This is a genomic window from Neobacillus sp. DHD-1R (assembly GCF_057747995.1).
This window is the reverse complement of the sequence record NZ_CM173232.1, coordinates 5107945-5122961: the sequence shown is the minus strand read 5'-3', so window position 1 is coordinate 5122961 and position 15017 is coordinate 5107945. Positions and strand designations below refer to the sequence as shown.

9 protein-coding genes, 11 tRNA genes and 3 rRNA genes are annotated in these 15017 nt (G+C 44.6%); 20 read left to right on the top strand and 3 right to left on the bottom strand.

The window, feature by feature from the left end:
- The first annotated feature begins 64 nt into the window (after positions 1–64).
- Positions 65–2242, top strand: a complete 2178-nt coding sequence (locus AC3ANL_RS25215) for a Tex family protein (protein WP_488327025.1) — start codon at positions 65–67, stop codon at positions 2240–2242.
- 63 nt (positions 2243–2305) lie between these two features.
- Here AC3ANL_RS25215 and cmpA read toward each other — a convergent pair whose 3' ends face one another.
- Positions 2306–2419: a cortex morphogenetic protein CmpA gene (gene cmpA, locus AC3ANL_RS25210; protein ID WP_007083554.1), complete on the bottom strand. Its 114-nt coding sequence runs from the start codon at positions 2417–2419 to the stop codon at positions 2306–2308.
- Between the two features lie 98 nt (positions 2420–2517).
- Between cmpA and AC3ANL_RS25205 the strand changes: the two genes are divergently transcribed.
- The 15 genes from AC3ANL_RS25205 (at position 2518) to AC3ANL_RS25135 (ending at position 9374) form a co-directional block, all read left to right on the top strand.
- Positions 2518–2988 (top strand): SprT family protein, encoded by a 471-nt coding sequence (locus tag AC3ANL_RS25205; protein ID WP_488327024.1) that lies wholly within the window; start codon positions 2518–2520, stop codon positions 2986–2988.
- Positions 2989–3250: 262 nt separating this feature from the next.
- A tRNA-Asn gene (locus AC3ANL_RS25200) sits at positions 3251–3325 on the top strand.
- A 3-nt stretch (positions 3326–3328) separates the two neighbouring features.
- Positions 3329–3419: transfer RNA gene (locus AC3ANL_RS25195), tRNA-Ser, on the top strand.
- 17 nt (positions 3420–3436) lie between these two features.
- Positions 3437–3508 (top strand) — tRNA-Glu (locus tag AC3ANL_RS25190).
- 67 nt (positions 3509–3575) lie between these two features.
- Positions 3576–3650, top strand: a tRNA-Gln gene (locus AC3ANL_RS25185).
- A gap of 28 nt (positions 3651–3678) precedes the next feature.
- A tRNA-Leu gene (locus AC3ANL_RS25180) sits at positions 3679–3763 on the top strand.
- A 62-nt stretch (positions 3764–3825) separates the two neighbouring features.
- Positions 3826–3912: transfer RNA gene (locus AC3ANL_RS25175), tRNA-Leu, on the top strand.
- A gap of 59 nt (positions 3913–3971) precedes the next feature.
- Positions 3972–4048: transfer RNA gene (locus AC3ANL_RS25170), tRNA-Arg, on the top strand.
- Positions 4049–4053: 5 nt separating this feature from the next.
- Positions 4054–4130: transfer RNA gene (locus AC3ANL_RS25165), tRNA-Pro, on the top strand.
- A 14-nt stretch (positions 4131–4144) separates the two neighbouring features.
- Positions 4145–4218, top strand: a tRNA-Gly gene (locus tag AC3ANL_RS25160).
- A gap of 108 nt (positions 4219–4326) precedes the next feature.
- Positions 4327–5876, top strand: a 16S ribosomal RNA gene (locus AC3ANL_RS25155).
- Between the two features lie 190 nt (positions 5877–6066).
- A 23S ribosomal RNA gene (locus tag AC3ANL_RS25150) occupies positions 6067–9002 on the top strand.
- A gap of 75 nt (positions 9003–9077) precedes the next feature.
- Positions 9078–9194: ribosomal RNA gene (gene rrf / locus AC3ANL_RS25145) — 5S ribosomal RNA — on the top strand.
- The 16S, 23S and 5S rRNA genes sit together here with 11 tRNA genes alongside, the layout of an rRNA operon.
- 30 nt (positions 9195–9224) lie before the next feature.
- Positions 9225–9298 (top strand) — tRNA-Met (locus AC3ANL_RS25140).
- Positions 9299–9300: 2 nt separating this feature from the next.
- Positions 9301–9374, top strand: a tRNA-Asp gene (locus tag AC3ANL_RS25135).
- Positions 9375–9478: 104 nt separating this feature from the next.
- On the opposite strand, the gene AC3ANL_RS25130 is transcribed toward AC3ANL_RS25135, so the two are convergent.
- Positions 9479–9625, bottom strand: a complete 147-nt coding sequence (locus AC3ANL_RS25130) for a hypothetical protein (protein ID WP_488327023.1) — start codon at positions 9623–9625, stop codon at positions 9479–9481.
- Positions 9626–9849: 224 nt separating this feature from the next.
- Here AC3ANL_RS25130 and tsaE point away from each other — a divergent pair, with 224 nt between their 5' ends.
- The 4 genes from tsaE to tsaD are packed head-to-tail and all read left to right on the top strand — an operon-like array spanning position 9850 to position 12493.
- A complete protein-coding gene (tsaE, locus tag AC3ANL_RS25125) occupies positions 9850–10305 on the top strand; it encodes a tRNA (adenosine(37)-N6)-threonylcarbamoyltransferase complex ATPase subunit type 1 TsaE (RefSeq protein ID WP_488329834.1) in 456 nt (151 codons plus the stop codon).
- Entirely contained in the window at positions 10302–11015 is a 714-nt protein-coding gene (gene tsaB / locus AC3ANL_RS25120) for a tRNA (adenosine(37)-N6)-threonylcarbamoyltransferase complex dimerization subunit type 1 TsaB (RefSeq protein WP_488327022.1), read from the top strand. Before tsaE ends, tsaB begins: the two co-directional genes overlap by 4 nt.
- 6 nt (positions 11016–11021) lie before the next feature.
- Positions 11022–11471: a ribosomal protein S18-alanine N-acetyltransferase gene (gene rimI, locus AC3ANL_RS25115; RefSeq protein ID WP_488327021.1), complete on the top strand. Its 450-nt coding sequence runs from the start codon at positions 11022–11024 to the stop codon at positions 11469–11471.
- Positions 11468–12493, top strand: coding sequence for a tRNA (adenosine(37)-N6)-threonylcarbamoyltransferase complex transferase subunit TsaD (gene tsaD / locus AC3ANL_RS25110; protein WP_488327020.1), 1026 nt, complete (start codon positions 11468–11470; stop codon positions 12491–12493). The genes rimI and tsaD overlap by 4 nt, the downstream gene beginning before the upstream one ends.
- A 488-nt stretch (positions 12494–12981) precedes the next feature.
- Here tsaD and AC3ANL_RS25105 read toward each other — a convergent pair whose 3' ends face one another.
- Positions 12982–14901: an ABC-F family ATP-binding cassette domain-containing protein gene (locus AC3ANL_RS25105; protein WP_488327019.1), complete on the bottom strand. Its 1920-nt coding sequence runs from the start codon at positions 14899–14901 to the stop codon at positions 12982–12984.
- Positions 14902–15017: the final 116 nt, after the last annotated feature.

Sequence of the window (15017 nt, the reverse complement as noted above, 5' to 3'; positions counted from 1 at the left end):
GCGTTTAATGAAACGTTTTTTTAGTTTTGTTATAATACTGGAAAAAAGGATGGAGGATTATTTTGTGAATGATACAGTTATAAAAGATGATCAGCTATTAAGCAAAATCGCTGCAGAGCTGTCGATATCATCTAAACAAGTGAAGAGTGTAATATCTTTATTGGATGAGGGAAATACCGTTCCCTTTATCGCCCGGTACCGAAAAGAAATGACGGGTGCACTGGATGAAGTGCAGATTCGTAATATTTTAGATCGTTGGCAATATATCCAAAACCTTGAACAAAGAAAAGATGAAGTACTGCGAATTATTGCGGAACAAGGAAAGTTAACAGATGAATTGAGTAAGGACATAACGAAGGCTGAGAAACTTCAAGAAGTTGAAGATTTATATAGACCGTATAAACAAAAACGACGGACAAAAGCAACGATTGCTAAAGAGAAAGGCCTCGAGCCTTTTGCGGAGTGGTTAATGACATTCCCTAAAGACAGTATTGATGAAAAAGCAACGGAATTTTTATCGGAAGAAAAACAAGTTCTTGCGATAGAGGATGTAATTGCCGGTGCAAAAGACATCATTGCAGAATGGGTTTCCGATGATGCTGAAAGCCGCAAATGGATTCGTAGAGAGACCTTTAAATCAGGCACCGTTTCATCTACTGTGAAAGATGCAGAAAAAGATGAGAAAAACGTATATGAAATGTACTATGAATATGAAGAACCGGTAAACAAAATAGTTCCCCATCGTACGCTTGCCTTAAACCGCGGGGAAAAGGAAGATATTTTACGTGTATCCATTAAAATGAACAGCGATTTAATTATGTCATATCTGTCGAGAAAATGGATCCGTGTTCAGCATTCTCCAGCAGCTCCCGTCGTAATTGAGGCGATTGAAGATAGTTATAAAAGATTAATCCAGCCGTCAATTGAACGGGAAATCCGCAACGAATTAACCGAAAAGGGCGAAGAGCAAGCCATACATATTTTCTCCGAAAACCTAAGGAATTTACTATTACAGCCGCCGTTGAAAGGAAAAGTAGTCATTGGTGTTGACCCTGCCTATCGGACTGGCTGTAAATTGGCCGTCGTGGATGAAACAGGGAAGGTACTAAAAATCGATGTGATTTACCCACATCCACCTGTTTCAAAAACAAAGGAAGCACGGGAAAAATTTATTAATATCTTACGTGAATATAAAGTAGAGATGGCTGCAATCGGAAACGGCACAGCTTCAAGGGAAACAGAGCAGTTTGTCGCTGATATTTTAAAAGAAATGAATGAAGAGATCTTTTATTTAATCGTCAATGAAGCGGGTGCGAGTGTTTACTCTGCCTCGGATATTGCCAGAGAAGAGTTTCCAAATTTCCATGTGGAGGAAAGAAGTGCCGTTTCAATCGCGCGCCGCTTACAGGATCCGTTAGCGGAATTAGTGAAAATTGACCCGAAATCCGTCGGTGTTGGTCAATATCAGCATGATGTTTCTCAAAAGCGTTTGTCAGAATCATTGCATTTTGTTGTTGAAACAGCCGTTAACCAGGTTGGTGTTAACGTCAATACCGCATCCTCTTCACTTTTACAGTATGTTGCCGGTCTAAACAAAACTGCTGCAAATAATATTGTTAAGAAGCGGGAAGAGGAAGGGAAATTTACAAGCAGAGTCCAATTAAAAAAAGTACCTCGTCTAGGGGCGAAAACATATGAACAGGCAATTGGCTTTTTGCGTGTTTTAGATGGAAAGCAGCCACTTGACCGGACTGGGATTCATCCGGAAAATTATGATGAGGTGAAAAGGTTGTTATTGAACTTGGGCTTTACCGCCAAGGACCTAGGTACGGAAGAGTTGAAGGCTGCACTAAACAGCCTTAATTTACCATCCGTTTCTAAAGAGATTTCCATTGGGGAACTAACCTTAAAGGATATTATAGATGCATTAGTAAGGCCGGAACGAGATCCTCGTGATGATTTACCTCGCCCGCTTCTTAAAAAGGATGTTTTAAAGTTAGAGGACTTAATGACGGGAATGGAACTGCAAGGTACCGTTCGGAATGTTGTGGACTTTGGCGCATTTGTCGATATAGGAGTGAAGCAAGACGGGCTTGTTCATATTTCTAAATTGAGCAATCGTTTTGTTAAGCATCCATTGGATATTGTCTCTGTTGGAGATGTCGTCACTGTTTGGGTAGACTCGGTTGATATGAAAAAAGGCAGAGTTGCCTTAACCATGCTGCCGCCATCAAAGGAATAGCAATAAGCACTCTGGCAGGCGGAAAACCCGCCGGCCAAAGCGCCAATGTAAAGGACACTGCTTCTAGGAGCAGTGTTTTTTTCTGTAAAAAAACCAGCACTGATTTAACAGTTTAATCTGGTAGCGGTCCTTCTCGTAGAAAGCCCTTTTCATTTGGTTTTGCAACCAAGTTGGCATAATAGAAAACCTCCCGAAAAGTACATCATCATTAAAGGTATATACAATATATGCTATAATAGGTTGTCATGTTCGCTAGAAAGTGAGGAACTCTGTAAATGGAGCAGCGAGAACTTCAATTATTGGTGGAAAAGATATCAGTTGCTTCTTTTGGAAAAACATTTAAGCATCAAGCTTCCTTTAATCCAAGGTTAAGGTCAACAGGAGGGCGATACCTTCTTGGCACCCACAATATTGAAATAAATAGAAAGTATTTAGAGCAATTAGGAGAACCGGAATTAATCGGTATCATAAAGCATGAGCTATGTCATTATCATCTTCATCTTGAAGGCAAAGGATATCAGCATAAAGACCAGGATTTTAAGCGATTATTAAAAGCAGTAGGGGCACCTCGCTTTTGTAACCAGCTTCCGGAAAGAAAAATAAAGAGTTCAGCGAAAAAAATCCTGCTATATCAATGTACAAAATGTCAGCAAACCTACCAAAGAAGAAGAAGTTTGGATACAAGTAGATATGTGTGTGGAAAATGCAAAGGGAAGTTGACTAAAATAAAAGAGGTAACGATATAAAAGACCAATAAATTGGAAAAAATCTTTAATAAAAATGATATTGACTTTGTTGTGTATCGTCATTATAATGGAAAGAGTCGATAGGGCGAATGCCTTGTTGAAGCAGTAAAATAGTAATTATTCCGCAGTAGCTCAGTGGTAGAGACGAGCATAGCATCATGAATATACTGCGAGTTGTACACGCCGAGTCGCTTCTTGCGTTACTTACTGAGGCGGGGACATGGTTGTAATATGAAGAAGATTAGAGAATTATTTTAATTATTCCGCAGTAGCTCAGTGGTAGAGCTATCGGCTGTTAACCGATCGGTCGTAGGTTCGAGTCCTACCTGCGGAGCCATATGGGGAAGTACTCAAGAGGCTGAAGAGGCGCCCCTGCTAAGGGTGTAGGTCGGGTGACCGGCGCGAGGGTTCAAATCCCTCCTTCTCCGCCATATAATTTTAAATTTACGGCCCCTTGGTCAAGCGGTTAAGACACCTCCCTTTCACGGAGGTAACACGGGTTCGAGTCCCGTAGGGGTCATCAGGGACGGGGAGTGACTTCGAATCATTTCCTGTTTCTTATTCTTTATTATTATTATTATTATTATTGGGCTATAGCCAAGCGGTAAGGCATCGCACTTTGACTGCGACATGCGTTGGTTCAAATCCAGCTAGCCCAGCCATTTTTACTTAATACAATAGGAATTATATGCGGGTGTGGCGGAATTGGCAGACGCACCAGACTTAGGATCTGGCGCCGCAAGGCGTGGGGGTTCGACTCCCTTCACCCGCACCAAAGTTTTCCTCTTGAATTAAATTGTTTGTTATGTTATGATTGATTTTGTCGCTAAATCATATGCGGTCGTGGCGGAATGGCAGACGCGCTAGGTTGAGGGCCTAGTGGGTGAATAACCCGTGGAGGTTCAAGTCCTCTCGGCCGCACCAAAAACTTGTTGACAAACAAAAATGATTATGCTATACTTTGAAAGTTGGCTTTAAAACACGCGCCCGTAGCTCAATTGGATAGAGCATCTGACTACGAATCAGAAGGTTGTAGGTTCGACTCCCGCCGGGCGCACCATAAAACGGGAAGTAGCTCAGCTTGGTAGAGCACTTGGTTTGGGACCAAGGGGTCGCAGGTTCGAATCCTGTCTTCCCGACCATCATTTTATTATATGCGGGTGTAGTTTACTGGTAAAACCTCAGCCTTCCAAGCTGATGTAGTGGGTTCGATTCCCATCACCCGCTCCAACTTGATTATTGTTCTTTGAAAACTAAACAAACAAAAGCGTCAACAAACAATAAATTATTAGTTTCTTATGAAACTAAGCCAACGTAACATTTATGAGCTAATCAACTTTCTTGGAGAGTTTGATCCTGGCTCAGGACGAACGCTGGCGGCGTGCCTAATACATGCAAGTCGAGCGAATCAATAGGAGCTTGCTCCTGTTGATTAGCGGCGGACGGGTGAGTAACACGTGGGCAACCTGCCTGTAAGACTGGGATAACACCGGGAAACCGGTGCTAATACCGGATAATCTTTTTCTTCACATGAGGGAAAACTGAAAGACGGTTTCGGCTGTCACTTACAGATGGGCCCGCGGCGCATTAGCTAGTTGGTGAGGTAACGGCTCACCAAGGCGACGATGCGTAGCCGACCTGAGAGGGTGATCGGCCACACTGGGACTGAGACACGGCCCAGACTCCTACGGGAGGCAGCAGTAGGGAATCTTCCACAATGGACGAAAGTCTGATGGAGCAACGCCGCGTGAGCGATGAAGGCCTTCGGGTCGTAAAGCTCTGTTGTTAGGGAAGAACAAGTATCGGAGTAACTGCCGGTACCTTGACGGTACCTAACCAGAAAGCCACGGCTAACTACGTGCCAGCAGCCGCGGTAATACGTAGGTGGCAAGCGTTGTCCGGAATTATTGGGCGTAAAGCGCGCGCAGGCGGTCCTTTAAGTCTGATGTGAAAGCCCACGGCTCAACCGTGGAGGGTCATTGGAAACTGGGGGACTTGAGTGCAGAAGAGGAAAGCGGAATTCCACGTGTAGCGGTGAAATGCGTAGAGATGTGGAGGAACACCAGTGGCGAAGGCGGCTTTCTGGTCTGTAACTGACGCTGAGGCGCGAAAGCGTGGGGAGCAAACAGGATTAGATACCCTGGTAGTCCACGCCGTAAACGATGAGTGCTAAGTGTTAGGGGGTTTCCGCCCCTTAGTGCTGCAGCTAACGCATTAAGCACTCCGCCTGGGGAGTACGGCCGCAAGGCTGAAACTCAAAGGAATTGACGGGGGCCCGCACAAGCGGTGGAGCATGTGGTTTAATTCGAAGCAACGCGAAGAACCTTACCAGGTCTTGACATCCTCTGACACTCCTAGAGATAGGACGTTCCCCTTCGGGGGACAGAGTGACAGGTGGTGCATGGTTGTCGTCAGCTCGTGTCGTGAGATGTTGGGTTAAGTCCCGCAACGAGCGCAACCCTTGTTCTTAGTTGCCAGCATTCAGTTGGGCACTCTAAGGAGACTGCCGGTGACAAACCGGAGGAAGGTGGGGATGACGTCAAATCATCATGCCCCTTATGACCTGGGCTACACACGTGCTACAATGGATGGTACAAAGGGCAGCAAAGCCGCGAGGCCTAGCCAATCCCATAAAACCATTCTCAGTTCGGATTGTAGGCTGCAACTCGCCTACATGAAGCCGGAATCGCTAGTAATCGCGGATCAGCATGCCGCGGTGAATACGTTCCCGGGCCTTGTACACACCGCCCGTCACACCACGAGAGTTTGTAACACCCGAAGTCGGTGGGGTAACCGTAAGGAGCCAGCCGCCTAAGGTGGGACAGATGATTGGGGTGAAGTCGTAACAAGGTAGCCGTATCGGAAGGTGCGGCTGGATCACCTCCTTTCTAAGGATAATGCAGTCCTTTCGGACTGATAAGAAGTTGACCGCTTTTTGTTTGTTTAGTTTTGAGAGTACAATCTCTCAAAAACATTCGTTCTTTGAAAACTAGATAATCGTAAGAAGAAGCAAGTAAAACATCGAGTAATCGCCATTTTAGTTTTCTCTCTTATTTAGTAAGAGAAACAAACCTTTTAGGTTAAGTTAGAAAGGGCGCACGGTGAATGCCTTGGCACTAGGAGCCGATGAAGGACGGGACTAACACCGATATGCTTCGGGGAGCTGTAAGTAAGCTTTGATCCGGAGATTTCCGAATGGGGAAACCCACTGCTCGTAATGGAGTAGTATCTTTACCTGAATACATAGGGTATGGATGGCATACCCGGGGAACTGAAACATCTAAGTACCCGGAGGAAGAGAAAGCAAACGCGATTCCCTGAGTAGCGGCGAGCGAAATGGGACATAGCCCAAACCAAGAGGCTTGCCTCTTGGGGTTGTAGGACACTCAACATGGAGTTACAAAGGAACGGGGTAAATGAAGCGATCTGGAAAGGTCCGTCATAGAAGGTAAAAACCCTGTAGTTGAAACTTCGTTCCCTCCTGAGTGGATCCTGAGTACGGCCGGACACGAGAAATCCGGTCGGAAGCAGGGAGGACCATCTCCCAAGGCTAAATACTCCCTAGTGACCGATAGTGAACCAGTACCGTGAGGGAAAGGTGAAAAGCACCCCGGAAGGGGAGTGAAATAGTTCCTGAAACCGTGTGCCTACAAGTAGTCAGAGCCCGTTAATGGGTGATGGCGTGCCTTTTGTAGAATGAACCGGCGAGTTACGATCCCATGCAAGGTTAAGTTGAAGAGACGGAGCCGCAGCGAAAGCGAGTCTGAATAGGGCGAATGAGTATGTGGTCGTAGACCCGAAACCAGGTGATCTACCCATGTCCAGGGTGAAGTCCAGGTAACACTGGATGGAGGCCCGAACCCACGCACGTTGAAAAGTGCGGGGATGAGGTGTGGGTAGCGGAGAAATTCCAATCGAACTTGGAGATAGCTGGTTCTCTCCGAAATAGCTTTAGGGCTAGCCTCACGTAGTAAGAGTCTTGGAGGTAGAGCACTGTTTGGACTAGGGGCCCTCATCGGGTTACCGAATTCAGACAAACTCCGAATGCCAAAGACTTATCCGTGGGAGTCAGACTGCGAGTGATAAGATCCGTAGTCAAAAGGGAAACAGCCCAGACCACCAGCTAAGGTCCCAAAGTATACGTTAAGTGGAAAAGGATGTGGAGTTGCTTAGACAACCAGGATGTTGGCTTAGAAGCAGCCACCATTTAAAGAGTGCGTAATAGCTCACTGGTCGAGTGACTCTGCGCCGAAAATGTACCGGGGCTAAACGTATCACCGAAGCTGTGGATTGACATCAACGATGTCAGTGGTAGGAGAGCGTTCTAAGGGCGTTGAAGCTAGACCGTAAGGACTGGTGGAGCGCTTAGAAGTGAGAATGCCGGTATGAGTAGCGAAAGATGAGTGAGAATCTCATCCACCGAATGCCTAAGGTTTCCTGAGGAAGGCTCGTCCGCTCAGGGTTAGTCGGGACCTAAGCCGAGGCCGAAAGGCGTAGGCGATGGACAACAGGTTGATATTCCTGTACCACCTCTTTATCGTTTGAGTGATGGGGGGACGCAGGAGGATAGGGTAAGCGCGCTGTTGGATATGCGCGTCTAAGCAGTTAGGCTGGTAAGTAGGAAAATCCGCTTACCGTGAAGGCTGAGCTGTGACAGCGAGGGAAATTTAGTACCGAAGTTCCTGATTCCACACTGCCAAGAAAAGCCTCTAGCGAGATAAAAGGTGCCCGTACCGCAAACCGACACAGGTAGGCGAGGAGAGAATCCTAAGGTGAGCGAGAGAACTCTCGTTAAGGAACTCGGCAAAATGACCCCGTAACTTCGGGAGAAGGGGTGCTCTTTGGGGTGAATAGCCTCGAAGAGCCGCAGTGAATAGGCCCAGGCGACTGTTTAGCAAAAACACAGGTCTCTGCGAAGCCGCAAGGCGAAGTATAGGGGCTGACGCCTGCCCGGTGCTGGAAGGTTAAGAGGAGGGGTTAGCGCAAGCGAAGCTCTGAATCGAAGCCCCAGTAAACGGCGGCCGTAACTATAACGGTCCTAAGGTAGCGAAATTCCTTGTCGGGTAAGTTCCGACCCGCACGAAAGGCGTAACGATCTGGGCACTGTCTCAACGAGAGACTCGGTGAAATTATAGTACCTGTGAAGATGCAGGTTACCCGCGACAGGACGGAAAGACCCCGTGGAGCTTTACTGTAGCCTGATATTGAATTTTGGTACAGCTTGTACAGGATAGGTAGGAGCCTGAGAAGCCGGAGCGCTAGCTTCGGTGGAGGCGTCGGTGGGATACTACCCTGGCTGTATTGAAATTCTAACCCGCACCCCTGATCGGGGTGGGAGACAGTGTCAGGTGGGCAGTTTGACTGGGGCGGTCGCCTCCTAAAGAGTAACGGAGGCGCCCAAAGGTTCCCTCAGAATGGTTGGAAATCATTCGTAGAGTGTAAAGGCACAAGGGAGCTTGACTGCGAGACCTACAAGTCGAGCAGGGACGAAAGTCGGGCTTAGTGATCCGGTGGTTCCGCATGGAAGGGCCATCGCTCAACGGATAAAAGCTACCCCGGGGATAACAGGCTTATCTCCCCCAAGAGTCCACATCGACGGGGAGGTTTGGCACCTCGATGTCGGCTCATCGCATCCTGGGGCTGTAGTCGGTCCCAAGGGTTGGGCTGTTCGCCCATTAAAGCGGTACGCGAGCTGGGTTCAGAACGTCGTGAGACAGTTCGGTCCCTATCCGTCGTGGGCGCAGGAAATTTGAGAGGAGCTGTCCTTAGTACGAGAGGACCGGGATGGACGCACCGCTGGTGTACCAGTTGTCTTGCCAAAGGCATCGCTGGGTAGCTATGTGCGGACGGGATAAGTGCTGAAAGCATCTAAGCATGAAGCCCCCCTCAAGATGAGATTTCCCATAGCGTCAAGCTAGTAAGAACCCTGAAAGATGATCAGGTTGATAGGTCAGAGGTGGAAGCGTGGCGACATGTGGAGCTGACTGATACTAATCGTTCGAGGACTTAACCATTTTTAAGCGAACTTGAGTTTTACCACTTCTTCTGCATTATCTAGTTTTGAGAGAACGATCTCTCTAATTTTATAGTCTGGTAATTAAGGCGAGAAGGTCACACCCGTTCCCATACCGAACACGGAAGTTAAGCTTCTCAGCGCCGATGGTAGTTGGGACACGCGTCCCTGTGAGAGTAGGACGTTGCCAGGCTGTTTATCTTTTAAATAAACATTTTATCGTCGCGGGGTGGAGCAGTCCGGTAGCTCGTCGGGCTCATAACCCGAAGGTCGCAGGTTCAAATCCTGCCCCCGCAATTGGTCTGGTAGTTCAGTTGGTTAGAATGCCTGCCTGTCACGCAGGAGGTCGCGGGTTCGAGTCCCGTCCAGACCGTCTTAAAATCAAAAACGAAACGTGGTTTCGTTTTTTTTTATGCGAATTTTTAAAGAGGCTGTGCTAGAGATGTTAAAATATTTGATGGCATAAAAAAACTCGGATTATTCTTTCCGAGTTGATTGATCCTGAACACTTTCCGCAAGTTCTATTACGCCCCAATCCATAGGATTCTTCCTTTTCACTTCATCGTATTTTCCTTTTGGTGAAGCTGTTGAACCTTTTTTTTCATAGGTCTCTTCTTTTTTCATTATCCAAACACCTCATTTTATGATTTTATTTATTTTTTCCCAATAAAACAGATTTTACCCCAAACCAGTATTTTAAAATCACGACATTTTGCTCAAATGATAAAAATCATGTAAACTCATAGGGAATAGGCTATCCTTGGGAAAGAAGATCCAAAGGGTTTTATTTCATTTAAATAAAGGTAAAATGAAGATAGGATTGCTATGTGAAAGTAAAAGGTGATTGGATGAATCAATTTGAACTAAATACAACAAATTCTGAAGAGACTACCGATTTTGCCATAAAGTTGGCTGGCTTTTTGCAGCCTGGTGATGTCATTGCCCTTGAGGGTGATTTAGGCGCTGGGAAAACAACCTTTACAAAAGGATTGGCTCAGGGCCTAGAAATAAAAAAAACGGTTAATAGCCCCACCTTTACAATCATAAAGGAGTACCATGGTAAACTCCCATTGTACCATATGGATGTTTACAGGCTTGCAGATGCTGATGAGGACCTTGGCTTCCATGAATACTTTGAAGGTGATGGTGTTACAGTAGTGGAATGGGCGCATTTGATTAATGAGCAGCTGCCACTTGAATTGTTAACAATTCATTTATACCATGAGGGTCCAGATAAACGTAAAATTGTCTTGGTACCACAAGGAAAAAGATATGAGCAATTATGTAAGGAGATTTTTGAATGACGATATTAGCAATCGATACTTCTAACTATGCCTTAGGGGTAGCGCTTTTAGAAGATAATCAAGTGCTTGGTGAGTATATTACAAATTTAAAAAAGAACCACTCCGTTCGAATTATGCCGGCCATTCAAGCATTAATGAAGGATTGTGAAAAAGTCCCGGCTGATTTAACGAAGATTGTTGTGGCCAAGGGTCCTGGATCTTATACAGGTGTAAGAATTGGGGTAACAATTGCGAAAACATTAGCATGGACCCTAAACATCCCGCTTGTCGGTGTTTCTAGTCTGGAAATTTTGGCGGCGGGCACAGGTCGCTACTTTAATGGCTTTGTGTCACCATTGTTCGATGCCAGAAGAGGGCAGGTCTATACAGCACTTTACCAATATCAAAACGGAGAGCTGATCGCTGTGGGACAGGATCAGTTAGTTATGTTAGCAGACTGGGCTGCTAAATTAACGAAAGTCAGCCTGCCAATCTTATTTGTGGGTAATGATTTACCTATTCATAAAGAGAAAATTAAAGAATTATTAGGGACAAAAGCCATCTTCGCCAGTGTGACAGAACATAATCCTCGGCCAGCAGAGCTTGCGATGCTTGGTAAGGACAGACCAGGGGAAGACATTCATTCCTTTGTACCCAATTATATTCGTTTGGCAGAAGCGGAGGCTAAGTGGTTGGAGGCAAAAGGGAAAATCTTAAATGGACAGGGATAGAGATAAATGGCAGAAACTTTTGTTTTTCGTTCTATGAGGGAAGAGGATATAGATCAAGTACTTGAAGTGGAGCATGCCTCCTTTACAATACCATGGAGCCGTGAAGCATTTTATAATGAATTAAACATTAATAAATTTGCTGTCTATTTTGTTTTGGAGAAAGACAATAAAATCATCGGATATTGTGGAACATGGGTAGTGGTTGATGAGGCACATGTAACGAATATAGCCATTTTACCTGAATATCGAGGAAAAAAGCTAGGAGAGGCATTACTGACTAACCTCATATCTGTGGTCCGCGAAGCAGGGGCAAGGACTATGACGCTTGAAGTACGTGTAACCAATCATGTGGCCCAATCCCTTTATCGAAAGTTAGGTTTTCAAAATGGCGGGATTCGCAAAAATTATTATTCGGATAATCAGGAAGATGCATTAATAATGTGGGTGAACTTATGAAGAAAGATTTATTGATATTAGGAATTGAGACAAGCTGCGATGAAACGGCTGTGGCAATTATAAAAAATGGCCGCGAAATAGTGGCCAATGTAGTGGCCTCGCAAATTGAAAGTCATAAAAGATTTGGCGGGGTTGTACCTGAAATTGCTTCCCGTCATCATGTCGAGCAAATAACGATAGTGATGGAGGAAGCCTTGCATCAAGCAAACTTAACATTTTCAGAGGTTGATGCGATCGCCGTAACAGAAGGTCCAGGGTTAGTAGGAGCGCTTTTAATTGGCGTAAATGCGGCAAAGGCACTTGCCTTTGCCCATAACATTCCACTTGTTCCTGTCCATCATATCGCCGGGCACATTTACGCAAATAGATTAGTAACAGAATTCAAATTTCCTCTATTGGCCCTAGTGGTATCTGGCGGGCACACAGAGATTGTTTTTATGAAAGAGCATGGTCATTTTGAAGTGATTGGAGAAACAAGGGACGACGCCGCAGGGGAAGCCTATGACAAGGTAGCAAGGACCTTAAATATGCCGTATCCTGGCGGACCACATATCGATCGCTTAGCCCAGGATGGAAGCCCCACAATAGATTTGCCAAGAGCTTGGCTGGAAGAGGGCTCCTATGACTTCAGCTTCAGTGGACTTAAGTCAGCGGTTATCAATACGGTTCACAATGCGGAACAGCGTGGTGAGGTGATCACGCCTGAAGATTTGGCCGCAAGCTTTCAAGCAAGTGTGATTGAAGTGCTGGTGAAAAAAACGGAGAGAGCAGTCGCGCACTATGGTGTTAATCAATTGTTAGTCGCAGGCGGTGTTGCTGCCAATAAAGGTTTAAGGAAAGCGTTAGAGACGACTTTTTCTAAAAACCCTGCGGTTGAATTAGTGATACCTCCATTATCACTATGTACGGATAATGCTGCGATGATTGCTGCAGCCGGCAGTGTGATGTTTGAAAAAGGAATCAGGGCTGGTCTTGACCTTAATGCTAATCCGGGACTGGAAATTGAAATATTTAATAAGTAAGGATGTCTCAAAAAGAGATGTCTCAAGATAAAGGGTCAGACCCCACAATCTCAACCTATAGCTGTACTGCTTCAACCAGTCGACTATAATTGAGTGTTAATTGAGGGGTCTGACCCTTTTGAGACGTATTTCTTTGTTTTGAGACATCTTTTTTTGTGGATAAGCCATTTAGAAAACACTATTTAATACTCTTTTATGTGGATAAGTCTGTGGATTAAGTGGATAATGTGAATAACTATGGTGTTTATTGTGGATATTGTGGAAAAGTATATGGATAACCTACTGTTAATACTTTTTTATTGTGAATAAGATTGTGGAAAAACCCTTAGATTGTGTTGATAAGTAAAAAAGCTGTCGAAAGGAGCATGGATTTTGTATAAAATAATAGAAAATTGTCGAATGTCTCTTTGAAATTTGTTGAATATCAACGAAAATTTTTTGGTTTTTTCCTTAAAAGAAAAAACCGGGCAGCCACCCGGTTTCAACCATTAATCAGCAAGTTCGGCCCAGTCTTCCATTAGTTGCTCAAGCTCAGCCTTAGCCTGTTCACTTTTTAGATTAATTTCTAATACTTTTTCATGGTTTTGAAAAATGTCAGGTTCACAGAGCTTTTCCTCGTAATCTTGGATTTGTTTCTCGAGCTCTTCGATTCGTTGTTCTATTTCTTCTAGTTTTCGTTTACGCTGCCGTTCAAGCTTTTTACTTTCCTTATCCTGTTGATAACTGTTTTTCTCTGAGGTATCCACTAAAGTTTCTTTTTTCGTTGCCGCAGCGAGCGCTAATGCTTCGAGTTCCTCTTGCTCCAGTTTCTTTTCTAGATAATAATCATAATCACCTAAATACTCATCGCTGCCCTTTCGACTTAATTCTAAAACCTTCGTTGCGATCCGGTTAATAAAATAGCGATCGTGAGAGACAAAAAGAATGGTGCCAGGGTAATCAATTAAGGCATTCTCAAGAACTTCTTTACTATCAAGATCAAGGTGGTTCGTAGGCTCATCCAAAATTAGCAGATTGGCCTTTTCCAACATAAGTTTAGCGAGTGCCAGACGGGCTTTTTCCCCGCCGCTTAGGGTAGAGACAATTTTTAACACATCGTCACCGGAAAATAAGAAATTACCGAGAACGGTACGAATTTCTTTTTCACTCTTTAAAGGGTAATCATCCCATAGCTCATTTAATACACGTTTATTAGAAGTTAATTCAGCCTGTTGCTGATCATAATAACCAATCGAAAGGTTTGATCCATATTTGACGGTCCCCTTTAACTCAGGCAGCTTCTTAATAATCGTTTTTAATAGCGTTGATTTGCCGATTCCATTTGGACCAACCAGAGCAATACTTTCCCCTTTATACGCCCGGAAAGTGATCGCCTCTGAAACCATTTCCCCTTGATACCCAATCGCTAAAGAATCTACCATCAAAACATCATTACCACTTTGTTTTTCGATCTCAAAGGAGAATGCAGCCGATTTCTCGTCCCCAAGTGGCCGATCCATCATCTCCATTTTTTCAAGCTTTTTTCGGCGGCTTTGCGCCCGTTTGGTCGTTGAGGCCCTTGCTAAATTCCGATTAATAAAATCTTGCAGGTTAGCGACCTCTTGCTGTTGTTTTTCATAAAGTTTTAAGTCACGTTCATAATTGGCCGCTTTTTGTTCAAGGTAAGCACTATAGTTACCTGTAAACCGCCCAATTTGCTTGCGCGATACCTCGTAAACCTGTGTGACGACTTTGTCTAAAAAGTAACGGTCATGAGAGACAATTAAAATGGCCCCTTCATAACTTTGCAGATATTGCTCAAGCCAGGAAAGAGTTTCAATATCAAGATGGTTGGTCGGTTCGTCCAAAATTAGAATATCCGGTTTGGTTAACAATAGCTTTCCTAAGGCAAGCCTTGTTTTTTGCCCGCCGCTTAAACTTGAAATCATCAAGGAACTTTCATTAAAATGTAACCCATGTAAAACAGAGCGAATATCGGCTTCGTATTGATAGCCTCCCTGCTCTTTAAACTTCACTTGAAGTTGATCATATTCAGATAAGATTCGCTCGTATTTTCCAGTGTCTTCGTATACACTAGAATCGGCCATTTTAGTCTCCAGCTGCCGCAATGACTTTTCCATCGACAACAGATGTTGGAAAACGGTCAACATTTCATCCCAAATGGATAAATTGGACTCAAGGCCAGTATTCTGAGCTAAATAGCCTATGGTCACTTCTTTGGGTTTGATGATCTCGCCGCCATCATGTGACAAATGCCCGGCAATAATCTTCAATAATGTTGATTTGCCGGCACCATTACGGCCAACAAGGGCAACACGGTCCCGTGTTTGTAATTCCAGTTTTATATTAGATAAAATAAGGTCAGCACCATAATATTTTTGTAGTTGATTCACTTGCAATAAAATCATTTTATTCACCTCTATTAACTATAATTAGTGTACCGTATATCCTGAACATCGGCAATAAAGCGGGGCTTTCGATTGGCGGGATTTCTTTTATCAGCGAAAAAATGTATATTTAGTGC